Genomic DNA, 12063 nt, shown 5'->3' with positions numbered 1-12063 from the left:
CACGCGTCCGGTTCAAGGGAAGAGCGGGCGACGAAGAGTGCACGCGACGCGGGGTGCGGCGCGCGACTGCGTTGCAAAAGCCTTTCGAGATTGGCAGAGAAGGAAAGCGAGTCAGCCCAAGGATACAGTCCCATGCGCGCCCGGATCTACCAGCCTTCCCGCACCGCCACCCAATCGGGCACCGCCCGCGCCAGGGGCTGGGTCCTCGATTTCGGCAGCGAGGAGCGCGACATCGACCCGCTGATGGGCTGGACGTCGTCCTCCGACACGCAGAGCCAGGTTCGTCTGCACTTCGACACCAAGGAAGCGGCGATGGAGTATGCCCGCGAGAAAGGCATCGATTTTGCCGTGGTCGACCCCAAGAAGCGCCGCACCAACGTCCGCGCCCGCGGCTACGGCGAAAACTTCGCCACCGACCGCCGCGGCGCCTGGACGCACTGAGGGTGTAAGACACACTGAAGTTTTTCCCGTGGAAGACCAAGTTTTTCCCGTGATCTACATGTAGGGCGCCCACCGGGCGCTCTTTCCATATTTAGACCGCGTTAGGTCAGGTCTTTTGCAGTGCGTGATCCCGCCCGCCCCGATCAAACGAGCAGCTGCGATGGCACGTAAGGCTTTTGACTAGGCGAACCTCGTGGAGCTCGGCACGAACACGCTCGCGGATCTGCTGCTCGAAACAGTCAAGTGCGATGCCGCCCGCCAGCGCCGGGTGCCCTGTCCGCCATCATTGGCGGAGCTTACCCAGCCGCTTGAAGCCCGCATCGCACCGGACGATCCGAGCAGCGCTTCAAGCGGCACCTCTGCCCCACCGCCCTGCGATGCCATCTCAGGCTCTTGCCGGACTTCGAGGACATCGAGGCCGAATAGGTCGCGCGCCGGCTCGTACTTGCACACGAGCCGATCGAACAGCCTCTGGTCTATTGCCTGAAGGCGCCCGGCCTGCCGCTCGCAGCCGAGCTCACCAACACCCGCAGCGACGAAATCGACGGCGACGCCTATGGAATTTTCACCCCGCTCGCCGAGACCTTGGCGACAGGCCATCCGCATGCCGCCGTCCTGATGTGGCGCTCGATGATCGACTTCGCCCTCGTTCGAGCCCGATCGGGACCCTACGGCCGCGCCGCGCGGCACCTGGCCTTCTGGCAGTGGGTTCGCGCGGAATGATCTATCGCTGCGAAAACATGGCGAACCAACTCTAGCTTTGAAGCTCATCTGGGCCCGGCCGTCGGCCGCTTTGCGCAGGAAGTGAACCTTGCAAGTTCCGTCCTCTGCAGCGCTCAAGATGCCTTCGATGCTGCGGCGCCGAGTGCAGCAGCTGACATTAGCCGCAGATGCATCATCCGCGACGGCCTGACGGGCACCAGCGCGGTCAAAGCTGCCGGCTACGGGCGCCCGATCTACGCCGCTCTAGCAACGGAAAGAGGCAGGAAGGGCGGGAAGCGGAAGTTTGCTGCGGTCGCGAAGGCACCCAGTTGCATGGTGGAAGCGGACATTCAGCCGGGAACCGAGGCCGAAACCCGCCTGAGAGACACAAAGGGCGGGAGCGACGACCGCTGGCGTCTGCCGAGTGTTCGGCTCGTTGCACTGCCGCAGGTCCGCTTCGAGCCGATTCCGTTTCAGGCGATGGCACTTGCGGCGCGTATGTCCTTGCCAGGAGGCGCGTCGAAAAGGCGGCCGTACTCCCGGGTGAACTGGGTCACGCTGGCGTAGCCGACTGTGTGGGCTGCCTGTGCGATTTTCGCGCCCTCGGCCAGCATGAGCCGCCGCGCTTCGATCAGGCGGAGCTGTTTCTGGAACTGGAGCGGCGACAGAGTCGTGATGGCGCGAAAGTGCTTGTGAAACGCGGGTTCACTCATTGCGGCGGCCTCCGCGAGTTCCTCGACCCTGATCGGACGGGCGTACTCCCGCCGCAGGATATCGACCGCGCGCGCAATCCGCCCTGCATGGCTGTCCGGCACACCGAGCGCAGCGATGGCCGGGCCATGAACCCCCATGAGAAGCCAGTAATGCAGCTCACGCAGCAGGCCGTCGGCAAGCACTGACAGGGCCTCGGGCCGATCCAGCAGCCGCGCAAGGCGAAGGGAGGCATCGATGACCCCTGTGTCGATCGGCTCCACCCTCACGGGCGGCGCGTCACCGGGCCGCACGGAGACGGCCGGGCGCAACGCACGTAGGATCGCCGGATCGAGTTCGAGCACCAGCGCATAGTAGGGTGCCGCGATACTGGCGCGGGTAATCCGGCTGACCGTCGGAATATCCGCCGCGACGACCATCGCCTCCCCCGGCGCGTATTCGAAGCTCGCTCCCAGCGTGGTCACGCGCTTCCTCCCCTGCAGCAGCATTGCGATCACCGGCTTCTGGACGGCAACCATCAGATCTCCCGGGTGCAGGGCGCGCACCACGGACAGGCCCCGGGCCGGGGTCGGCGCCGACCCGTCGGTCCCGGAACTGGCGTCAGCGAACCGGCGGCAATGGGTGAGCAACTGAGCAAAGGGGGAACTGCTTTGGGCAATTGTCATGTCGTAAAATATGGCTGAGACTGGACCCTCGGGGAAGGGTGAAATGGGAACAGGCAAGAGGCAGCGAGGTTCAGGCAACCACGAGCGTCGGCGCTCTTCTATTTCAGAGTGACACCATGACACCCTGAAAGGACAGTCTCATGAGCAATATCGCTCTCGTCACCGGCGCCAATCGCGGCCTCGGTCGCACCACCGCTCTCGCCATCGCCGAAAGAGGCGGCGACGTCATCGTCACCTATCGATCGAACGCCGGGCAAGCAGAGGAGATCGTGACCCTCATCCTGGAGATGGGGCGCCGGGCCGTGGCGCTGCCCCTCGACGTTGCCGACACCGCAAGCTTTCCAGCCTTCGCCGAGAGTTTGCGCGCGGAGCTGCTCAGCACCTGGGGCCGCGACAGCTTCGATCACCTCGTCAACAATGCCGGGCATGGCGAGTTCGCCCTGATCGAGGAGACCACCGAAGCACAGTTCGATGGCCTGTTCGCGGTCCATGTGAAAGGCGTCTTCTTTCTCGCCCAGGCGCTTCTGCCGCTGCTGGCCGACGGCGGGCGGATCGTGAACGTCTCGTCCGGCCTGACGCGGGTCTCCTTCCCCGGCTTCGCGGCCTATTCGGCGGCAAAGGCGGCGGTCGAGATGCTCACGGTTTACATGGCGCGGGAGTTCGGTGCGCGGGGCATTGCGGTGAACACGGTCGCGCCAGGCGCCATCGAAACGGATTTCGGTGGCGGGCTGGTCCGCGACAGCGCCGAGGTGAACGCTCAGTTCGCGGGGATGACGGCGCTCGGCCGGGTCGGGCTGCCGGATGACATCGGACCGATGATCGCCAGCCTTCTGCGCGACGATAACCGCTGGGTGACCGCACAGCGCATCGAGGTGTCGGGCGGCCAGACGATTTGATCGCGCAAGGTGATGAGCGACGCGCCAGTTCCATTGGCGCGCCGCCTCACCGATCGATCCGGAGCGCAGGAGTGGATTGAGATGCGCTGCGTTTTGTCTGGTTCGTCTCACAGCAGACGTGCGACGACGCGGTGGAGGCTCCCGAGGTTCTGCGGGGCCTCCCGTCGCTGACGAGGGCTCAGAGCTGACTTTGATTTCGTCAGCCAGGTTGCCCCCTCCGGCGTCGACCTGCCTTTCGTGCCTGGCGCAAAGGATGACCGGGGCCATCCCTTCCGCGACTTTCAGGCCCTTAACCAGCACTCAATCCTGAGCAGGCTTCGCGTACTACGCAGTAGTAACACGCCCCAAAGCAGAGGCAGGGCCATCCAGCACGTCGCTGGCTGTCCGCCATGCCCCCTCTTCAAGACCGAGCGCGTCGCGCAGCCAGGCGAGCGTCATGCGCTTGGTGGCTTCGAGGACGTCGGGCATCTCGGCCTCGGTTTCCTTCGCGTCGAGCGAGGCAATGCCGCCCAGCCCGTGGCCGACACCATGCATCGTCAAGAGCGCCTTGGCGCCGGGACCATCGTGGAAGGAATCGGCGAACCAGTCGGGCCCGCGGGTGGTGAAATGCGGCTGATCGGCATCGCCGCAGACCACGAGGGTACGCGTTGTGAGGGTCGAAAAATCAACCTCGAAGAAGGGCAAACGCTCTGCGCTCTCTGGAGTCAGTTCGCTCCCGCCACGGCCGGGCGCGGTCAACAGGATACCCGCAGAGATGCGCGGATCGCGGAAGTCCTCTCCCTTCACGCTGGTGCCCAGCAACAGGCTGACCGTGTGGCCGCCAAGCGAATGGCCTACGGCCGCGACCCGAGCCGGATCCAGCCGCCCCGAGAGTGCCGGTGCCTGCTGCATGATCTCGTCCAGGCGGTCGAGGATGGTCTTCATCTCGGCCACCCGCTCGCGCCAGAAGAAAGGCGCCCCCTCGGCGTCCGAGGGCAAGCCGGCAACATGGGAGCTGGCATGGGTGGGCTGGATCACCGCAAAACCGCGCTCGGCCCAAAACTGCGCAAGATGGGCGTATCCATCCTTCGATGCGATGTAGTTCGACGGACCGTGCCCGTGCGACAGCAGGACGATCGGGATGTCCGCGCCCCTCCCCGGCGCCGTGATGCGCAGTTCAAGCGGTTGGCGCCCCTCCATCGGAAGGGTGACGGGGGTATAGGCCACGGTCGGCGTCGCATCGGGCGCGGGAATATGGCGGGAAAGATCGATCAGATTGTTCATGGGACACAAACTCCTCGTCAAAAAGGGAGGGCGCCGCCCCGGTTCGGGATCACGGCGTCTGAACTCCGATTGACGAGAAGATGGACGGCTTGGTCTGGATTTTCTATAATTGTTTATCCAGTAATAATTAGCGTATGTCCGAAACGATGAGCGATCCACTCACAGATGTCGTCAGCCTGCTGAAACCCGTCCCGTCGATCTCCAAGCGGGTGACGGGGGGCGGAGGCTGGAGGGTGGAACGCACGGAAATGGGCACCCCCTTCTACTGCGCCATCGTTTCGGGCGGGTGCCTGCTGACGCCATCGGCACGTGATCCGATCCGGCTGGAGGCTGGTGATTTCGTGCTGGTGCCCGAGATCTTCGATTTCGTGATGACGGGCCTCGTGCCGCCCGAGCCGCAGGCAACGCCCCGGTGGCAGGAGATCAGCCCCGGCGTCATACGGCAGGGTGATCCCGAAGCCCCCACAGACGTGATCATGCTGGTCGGCCACTGTTCCTTTGCCTCGCGCGATCGGTCGCTGCTCGTGTCGCTGCTGCCTGATATCGTGCATGTCCAGGGCCAGCCCCGGCTGATGCAGCTGGTGCAGATGATCGATGAGGAGACGCGCAGCGGCCGGGTGGCTCGCGACATGGTCCTTGGGCGCCTGCTGGAGCTGCTGCTGATCGAGGCGCTTCGCTCGACCGGCGACACCATCGCATCGCCCGGAATGCTGCGTGGACTGGCCGATCCCCAGCTTTCGATCGCATTGCGTGAGATCCATACGGATCCCGGACGACCGCATTCGGTCGCCGCATTGGCAAAATCCGCCGCGATGTCGCGATCGACGTTCTACGAGAGGTTTCATCGCGAACTCGGCGCGGCCCCCATGGAGTATGTCACCAATTGGCGCATGGCCTTGGCGAGGGACATGTTGACAAGGAAGACGGCCCCGATCGCCGAGATCGCACGCGAAGTCGGCTACGGGTCAGCGAGTGCATTCAGCGTGGCATTCGCCCGTCATACAGGGAGGCCACCGGGAGCCTTCGCCAACGCCCAAGGGTGACCTGCCAAATCGCTCCGCAGGGCAACCCACTTCGGCCACCATTCATGGGCGGCATATCCTGGCCGGCCAAGCTTACGGCCTCTCAAGCCGTCTCAAGATGCCCGCTTTTCCGGTCGGCGACCAGGGTACAGACCCTTTCGGGGTCGAGGCGCTTGAGGCTGTCGCGGCGCCTCGCGCCTGTCCTTGAGCTCGTGGGCTACCCGGCGTCTCCCGCCTTCAGCCCCTCGATCGCACTGCGCATGGTGGACACGAAAAGATCGAGGTCGTCGTTGTTCAAATGACCGAGGGCCATCGCATTGACGTCTCGAGCAGCGGCCTGCGCCGGGCCGCGTAGGTCGCGAGCCTGCGCCGTAAGGTGAATTGTCCTGGCCCTTGCGTCCGTCGCGTGGGCGCGGCGTTCGATAAGCCCGTCCCGCTCCATCCTCGCGAGAGTGTTGGCCATGGTCGCCTGCTCGACATCGAGACGTTCGAACAAGTCGCGCTGCGTCAGACCGTCCTCCTCCCACAGCACGAGCAACGTCATGAACTGCGCAGGCGCGAGACCCAGCGGACGGATACGTTCATGCAGGCGCTGCGCAAAGAGCCGAGCCATATGGTTGGCGAGATAGCCCGCGGAACGGGCGCGATCGAAAGTGTCGGTGGCCATGGCGGACGAATAGATCTTGCATAGCATGCTGTCCATATCTAACTCATAACATAGTATGCTATTCAAATGGAGGCCAGCATGTCCCGTACCTCTCTCGTCGCACTGCACGGCATTTCCGGCGCCGTGGCTCTTCTCACCATCGCAACCTTTTGGGTGTCGGCGCTGACTGCGGAATTCGTCCTTGCCACCCCTGGCGTCGTGGCCGTTCGGACGGCGATCCTCTATGCGCTACCGGTGCTCGTGGTCGCCATGATGGCCGCAGGTGCCACCGGCACGCGCCTCGCCGGGCGGTCCAAGGCGCCCGTCATCCGCGCCAAGCGCAGACGCACCATCATCACGGCGGCCAACGGCCTTCTCATCCTCGTCCCCTCGGCGGTGTTCCTGGGGCTGCGGGCACGAGCCGGACTTTTTGACGCGACTTTTGCTACCGTGCAGATCGTCGAGCTGGCCGCCGGCGCAGTGAACATCGCCCTGCTTTCGCTGAACATGAAGGCCGGAATGGCGATGCGGGCGCGACGTGTCCGGGCCGGAAAGACCACGGCATGAGAGCAGTTTTCGCCTATCTGGCCGTCCTCGGATCGGCCTCGTTCACAGGCACGATGCTTTGCATCGCCATCGCCTTCGGCGGCTACTGGACCAGTTTGCAGCCGGACGACTTCCTCGCGTGGTTCGCCGCGAACAGCGGATTTATCGCGCGGACCATACCGGTCGTGGCGGGACCCGCGTTGCTGGGACTTGTCGGGTCGCTCTGGCTGGCGCGGCGGGAACGGGGGGCGCAGGGTGCATGGGCGATCGCCACCGCCGCAATGCTCGGACTGGCGCTCGTCACAGGGCTCTACCACTTGCCAGCGAACGCGGCACTCGCCAACGGAGAGATCCCGCCAGAAGCCGTGTCGGCGACGTTGCGGACATGGCTGACCCTCCATGCCCTCCGCATCGCGCTCGGTCTCACGGCGAGCGCCTTCGCGCTTGGCGCGGCTCGGCTTGAGTAAGGCGTTCACGATGAGCGGTGCGCAGTCTTGCTCTGCCCCGAATGCGGACCTTAGAACAATTGTCGCGAAAAGCAGCTTTGCCCCGCAGAGCGGACCTTGGCCTCCCAGCATATGCAGCAGGTCATGGAAGACCGCTTCGGGGAAGCTTCATCGCAGCGCTGATCGTGTCCCGTCCAAGGTCCGAAAAGGGCCGCCCCAGACGTGGCCAGCGCTTGGCGTGAGGGTCGGCCCTGGGCCGTTCGCTGCGTCCCTGACGGACGTCAGTGGTGCGCAGTCAGTGGATGTTCGGAACGTGGGCCAGACCGCGCAAGCGGCGCCATGCGCGGCGCGCTCTCAGTTTCCATGAGCAAAGCAGTAGCTATTGAGACAGCTGAAGTCAGCTTTATGCTCTCTGCCAGCACCTTGCCACTCACCTAGGTGACCGGACCGTTTGCCCTGCCAACACCCAGGATCGGACCTGTTGGAAGATTGGTGGGCGAGCCCCCGGCGGGTTCCAGCGTGATCTCGTAGAGTTGCTGCGCTTCCGGTGCCGTGAGGCCTTGGGTTGCCAACGTGCCCGAGGTCCCGTCGGACAGCAGACCAAGGGACACCGGTGGGCCGGCATCGTCGGGTTTCGTCCAAACCTGCATGACCTGTCCGCCGGGCACGTCGGGCTTCTCCAGAAGCGTGATCCGGGTCGTATTGTCCGGCGCGCTTTCGACCAGCGCGACGGCATCGCCGCTGGGGTTCAGGAGCAGTGTCACAACCACGGGGTTCGCAGGCGTAATCAGGGACCAGCCCGCAACAAAGGCCATGAGCACGGTGGCCGCGACAGCGCCATAGGTCGCCCGGCGCCAGCGTGTCAGCCGCGCCCGCGCCTCACCAAAGTCCACGACACCTGACGATCCTTCTCCGCCCGACATGGCTCCGTCAGATGCGGTCGCTCGGCTCGCGCCTGTGCTGTCAGGTGTATCGAGGCGATCGAAGAGACGGCTCCAGAAACCGTCGGGCAAGGGTATTGGTGCCGCTGTGTCATCCAGGGGGGCGAACCTCTGGCGTACGTGCTCCAGCCGGGCGGCGAGTTCGGGATCTTCAGCGGCCATGCGGTCAAGTCGTGCGCGATCGCTGTCCGAGGCAAGCCCGAGCACGACCTCGTCAATCAGGGTCTCCAGAGAACGCTCCGTCATGACAGACACTCCCTCAGCTTGATCAGTCCGCGCCGCACGCGCGCCTTCACGGTCCCCAATGGGCTGTCGAGGCGACCGGCAATCTCGCCGTGGCTGTGACCCATCACATAGGACGCCAGGATCGCATCCCGAGTCGGCGGGTCCAGACGATCGAGGCACTGGCGCAGGCCGGTGGTCTCGTCCAGCCCGCCGTAGGCGCTAGCGAGAACTTGGGGCAATGGCGTCGTGTCGACGTCGGCGGCGTCGGTGCTCACTTCGCGCTCTTCGCGACGCAACATGGTCAGGCAACGATTGCGCAGGATCGTGTAGAGCCATCCTCTGGCGCTGCCGCGGTCGGGGTCGAACTGGCCGGCACGACGCCACACCAGGACGAACGCATCCTGCACCGCGTCCTCGGCCAGGTCGGCGCGCCGCAACATGCGACGAGCAACCCCCTGCATGCGGCCACCCTCGGCATCGACCAATGTCTTCAATGCCGTGCGATCCCCGGACGCACAGGCGACGATCAGCGCAGCGTAGTCCATTTCGATGATCGTCTCTCCCCTGCAGCAGGCGCTGCTTTGCACGCTCACCGGGCAAAGCGCTAGAGATAAGGGGCAGGCGCTGTCAAACCGGATGGCCGGATCAGGGGCCGCCGTCCCTTGATCGGGACGGCGGGTGATGAGGCACAGTCGTTTACATCTTGTCTGTGGTCATGAAGGTGATGTCGCGGATCACGTTGTCGCCCGCCCCTTCGATGTCCCAGCTTTCGGTGATCGCGCCATCTTCCAGCGACACGGTGTGCAGCTGACCGGCGGCAACCAGCCAAGCGGTGTTGGTGCCTTCCGCATCGGTCGCGATGTCGAAGGCATAGGTGTCGGAGCCGTCGATACCCAGCTTGCCCACGGCGGCCAGCGTGCCGTCGTTCGGCGAGGTCTGCTGGATCAGCGCGACGATGGTGCTGTCGATGTCGTACATCGCAGTCGCCTCGGGCTTGCCGTAGCTGTTGATATAGGCGGCAGCGACAATCGCAGGCGCTTCGCCGGCGTGCATGTCCTGTTCTTCGAAGGCCAGCGAACCGTCCACGGTCACGGCGCCGCTTTCGATATCGACGCGGTGGTTGGTAGTGCCCGACATGAAGCGCAGCTTGTCCGCCATCGGGTTGAAGTCCACGATCACCGGGGCGCCGTCCATCACCGGAAGCTCGGTATCCATCGTGGAAATCACGGTGGCCGCGCCGGTCATCGGGTCGATCTCGACAATGTCGAAGGTGTCGGTCACGCCGATCAGTTGACCGTTGGAGGGACGCAAGTCGATGCCCAGCAGGCGCTCGACGCCGGTGACTTCCATGCTGTCGCCCACGGTGGCCGTGCCCGCATCGATCATGTGCAGCATCTTGTCGCCGCTCAGGGCAACGGCCTTAAGACCGTGGTCGTCCGCCTGGGCAACGGTTGCGGTCAGGGCCAGCAGGCCGAGGGTCGCGGTTGCAGTCTTCATCATCTTCAATCTCCTCATCGGGCTCCGGCGCGGGGTATTCCGCGGCCTCGCTACCCCCCATGACTTTCGTCGGAGGCCATTTGGATGCATAAGGTCGACAATTTTTTCATTTTTCTTTTAAGGCCCGCACAGTGCGATGGCAGAGCGGCCCACACCGCTCTGCCACATGGATCATTCGACCGCTGGATCAGCTTGCGACAAGGCGCCTGCGGCCGAGGTAAAGGGCGATCTCGACGGCGGCGAGGATCAGCATCGACAGGCCGACCAGCGGGAAGAAGATCCCCGCCGCCACGGCCATCACCAGCAAGGTGCGGGGAATGCGCCAGTCTACGGGAACAGGCGGTACGCCCAAAGCGCCTTGCGGACGGCGCTTCCACCACATCAGGGCAGCCGAGATGCAGAGCATGACCATCGCCGCGCACGCCAGGAGCAGAACGATCTGGTTCACCAGCCCCCATTCCTGCCCCATGTGGACGCTGATCCCCCATTCGGCCCAACGACCCAGGGTGCCGAGGTCTTCGAGCCCGGCATCATAGAGCACAGCGCCGCTGTATTGATCGATGTGGATCACCCGTTCGTAGGTTATGTCGTCAGGATAGACAGAGGCCGTGAAAACCCCGGTCGGCCCGCCCGGCATGGAAATCGCGTAGCCGGGCACGATGCCGCGCGCCTCGGCCTCGGCCACGGCGGTATCGAGGAGATCCGGCACCCCGGAAGGCCCTGCGCCCATGTCGCCGTGATGGCCCGCGTGGGTGCCGTCCGATTCCGGGACCGGCTGGCGTTCCATGATCCACGGTGCGCGGTCCACGACATCCTCCGTCGGCACGGTGGAAAGCGGCACGCCGGACCAGTAGCCGTCGGGCATCCCCAGCCCCAGGTCATAGGCGGTGTCATAAAACTTGGCGCCCCAGATGCCCGACCAAGGCAGGCCGGTCAGCGCTAGGAAGACGATGAAGACGCCGGTGTAGATGCCCGTCACCGCGTGCAGATCGCGCCACCAGGGCCGGCCCCGCCGTCCCTTCGCACGGGCGGCCTTGATCCGCGTCGTGCCCACGTTCTTGCGACCGCGCGGCAGCCAAAGGTAGATGCCGGTCCCGACAAGCAGGATCATCCAGCCAGCAGCGGCCTCGATCAGGCGGTTGCCCAGCCAGCCGACGTATTCCAGCGAATGAAGCTTGCGCACCACGTACATCGCCGGGCTGCCGGCCGCACCACTATCCCAAAGCGTGCCGAGCACTGTGCCGTCATGGGGGTCCACGTAGATCGTGTTGCGCAGCCCGTCCGCGCCGAGGATGTCGACTTCGGCACTGCGGTCCAGCGCGGGGGCCGGCGTGTAGGCCTTGGCAGAGCCCGGATGCGCAACGAGTGCTGCCGCGACGATCTGAGACGGCTGGAGTGTCGTTTCACTCGGCTCGACGAAACGAACTGCGTGGTGCGCGGTGTTGTTGATCTCATCCTTGAAGAGATAGATCCCACCGGTCACGGCAAGGATCAGGACAAATGGCAGGACCACCAGCCCTGCGATGAAATGCCAGCGCCAGACAGCGCGATAAAGTGCGGCCTCCGCCGCACGGGAAGAAGTTTCAGTCACTGGGTCATGTCTACTTTGCCCGCCGCCCATGTCATGAGAGGCATGTCCGGCATGACGGGCATGAAAAGGCGCCCCGCACAGCCTTGTGCAGGGAATGGAATGTCAGGTTTTCATGCCAGCTGCGGCGGCGCCCGCGTGGAATGGCCCACATTGCGCCCCTGCGCCGCCCGTTGCAGCGCCTCTCCCGCCAGCCAGTTATCCTGGGGAAGGAAGGCGCGTTCCAGCAGGGCGAAGGCTGCGCGCGGTAAATTGGGTAGCCCATGACAGAGGGGACAGTGATGTTCGTGCCCGTGGTGGCTTTCACTGCACAGCTCGCCGATCGGCGCGCCATAGGTAATTTCGTGAACCACACGCGCATGGCTGGCGCCATCCGGCGCCATCATGGCCGCCGAAACAATGCTCGAACATGCAAGGCACAGGCCCAGCAGGAGAGCGAAGACTGTCGGAACCCGCACGGTCATCAGTGCCGTT

At 64.7% G+C, this 12063-nt stretch carries 13 protein-coding genes and 1 pseudogene; 6 read left to right on the top strand and 8 right to left on the bottom strand.

Features of this window, described 5'->3' with window-relative positions:
- Positions 1-132 precede the first annotated feature (132 nt).
- Together DQG15_RS17360 and DQG15_RS18860 are read left to right on the top strand one after the other, a co-directional pair.
- On the top strand, positions 133-441 hold the full coding sequence (locus DQG15_RS17360; protein WP_116087527.1) for an ETC complex I subunit: 309 nt from the start codon (positions 133-135) through the stop codon (positions 439-441).
- Between the two features lie 393 nt (positions 442-834).
- Positions 835-1164: pseudogene (locus DQG15_RS18860) on the top strand (DUF6880 family protein).
- Positions 1165-1616: 452 nt separating this feature from the next.
- Here the strand turns inward: DQG15_RS18860 and DQG15_RS17350 are convergent.
- Positions 1617-2519, bottom strand: a complete 903-nt coding sequence (locus tag DQG15_RS17350; RefSeq protein ID WP_116087523.1) for an AraC family transcriptional regulator — start codon at positions 2517-2519, stop codon at positions 1617-1619.
- Between the two features lie 140 nt (positions 2520-2659).
- On the opposite strand from DQG15_RS17350, the gene DQG15_RS17345 reads away from it, so the two are divergent.
- A complete protein-coding gene (locus DQG15_RS17345) occupies positions 2660-3415 on the top strand; it encodes an SDR family NAD(P)-dependent oxidoreductase (RefSeq protein ID WP_116087521.1) in 756 nt (251 codons plus the stop codon).
- Between the two features lie 324 nt (positions 3416-3739).
- Here the strand turns inward: DQG15_RS17345 and DQG15_RS17340 are convergent, their stop codons facing one another.
- Positions 3740-4678 (bottom strand): alpha/beta fold hydrolase, encoded by a 939-nt coding sequence (locus DQG15_RS17340; protein WP_116087519.1) that lies wholly within the window; start codon positions 4676-4678, stop codon positions 3740-3742.
- A 146-nt stretch (positions 4679-4824) separates the two neighbouring features.
- On the opposite strand from DQG15_RS17340, the gene DQG15_RS17335 reads away from it, so the two are divergent.
- Entirely contained in the window at positions 4825-5721 is an 897-nt protein-coding gene (locus DQG15_RS17335; RefSeq protein ID WP_232830912.1) for an AraC family transcriptional regulator, read from the top strand.
- Between the two features lie 196 nt (positions 5722-5917).
- Here DQG15_RS17335 and DQG15_RS17330 read toward each other — a convergent pair whose 3' ends face one another.
- The gene (locus DQG15_RS17330) at positions 5918-6367 is read right to left on the bottom strand and encodes a MarR family winged helix-turn-helix transcriptional regulator (RefSeq protein WP_116087718.1); all 450 of its coding nucleotides are present in this window, start codon (positions 6365-6367) and stop codon (positions 5918-5920) included.
- Between the two features lie 78 nt (positions 6368-6445).
- Here DQG15_RS17330 and DQG15_RS17325 point away from each other — a divergent pair, with 78 nt between their 5' ends.
- Together DQG15_RS17325 and DQG15_RS17320 are read left to right on the top strand one after the other, a co-directional pair.
- Positions 6446-6913 (top strand): hypothetical protein, encoded by a 468-nt coding sequence (locus DQG15_RS17325; RefSeq protein WP_116087515.1) that lies wholly within the window; start codon positions 6446-6448, stop codon positions 6911-6913.
- Positions 6910-7359 (top strand): anthrone oxygenase family protein, encoded by a 450-nt coding sequence (locus DQG15_RS17320; RefSeq protein WP_116087513.1) that lies wholly within the window; start codon positions 6910-6912, stop codon positions 7357-7359. The genes DQG15_RS17325 and DQG15_RS17320 overlap by 4 nt, the downstream gene beginning before the upstream one ends.
- Before the next feature lie 413 nt (positions 7360-7772).
- Here DQG15_RS17320 and DQG15_RS17315 read toward each other — a convergent pair whose 3' ends face one another.
- The 5 genes from DQG15_RS17315 to DQG15_RS18275 form a co-directional block, all read right to left on the bottom strand.
- Positions 7773-8525 carry an anti-sigma factor domain-containing protein gene (locus DQG15_RS17315; protein WP_116087510.1) on the bottom strand — a complete coding sequence of 251 codons (753 nt, stop codon included), beginning with the start codon at positions 8523-8525 and terminating at the stop codon, positions 7773-7775.
- Positions 8522-9049 (bottom strand): sigma-70 family RNA polymerase sigma factor, encoded by a 528-nt coding sequence (locus DQG15_RS17310; protein WP_116087508.1) that lies wholly within the window; start codon positions 9047-9049, stop codon positions 8522-8524. Before DQG15_RS17310 ends, DQG15_RS17315 begins: the two co-directional genes overlap by 4 nt.
- A 151-nt stretch (positions 9050-9200) precedes the next feature.
- A complete protein-coding gene (locus DQG15_RS17305) occupies positions 9201-10004 on the bottom strand; it encodes a DUF4394 domain-containing protein (protein ID WP_116087494.1) in 804 nt (267 codons plus the stop codon).
- A gap of 184 nt (positions 10005-10188) precedes the next feature.
- Complete coding sequence (locus tag DQG15_RS17300; RefSeq protein ID WP_232830911.1) at positions 10189-11592, bottom strand: PepSY domain-containing protein; 1404 nt, start codon at positions 11590-11592, stop codon at positions 10189-10191.
- Positions 11593-11702: 110 nt separating this feature from the next.
- Complete coding sequence (locus tag DQG15_RS18275; protein ID WP_157969035.1) at positions 11703-12053, bottom strand: hypothetical protein; 351 nt, start codon at positions 12051-12053, stop codon at positions 11703-11705.
- Positions 12054-12063: the final 10 nt, after the last annotated feature.

The organism is Tropicimonas sp. IMCC34011 (assembly GCF_003390865.1).
GTDB lineage: Bacteria > Pseudomonadota > Alphaproteobacteria > Rhodobacterales > Rhodobacteraceae > Tropicimonas_B.
Note: the sequence above shows the minus strand (reverse complement) of the source record. Positions and strands in the feature narration are given on the sequence as shown.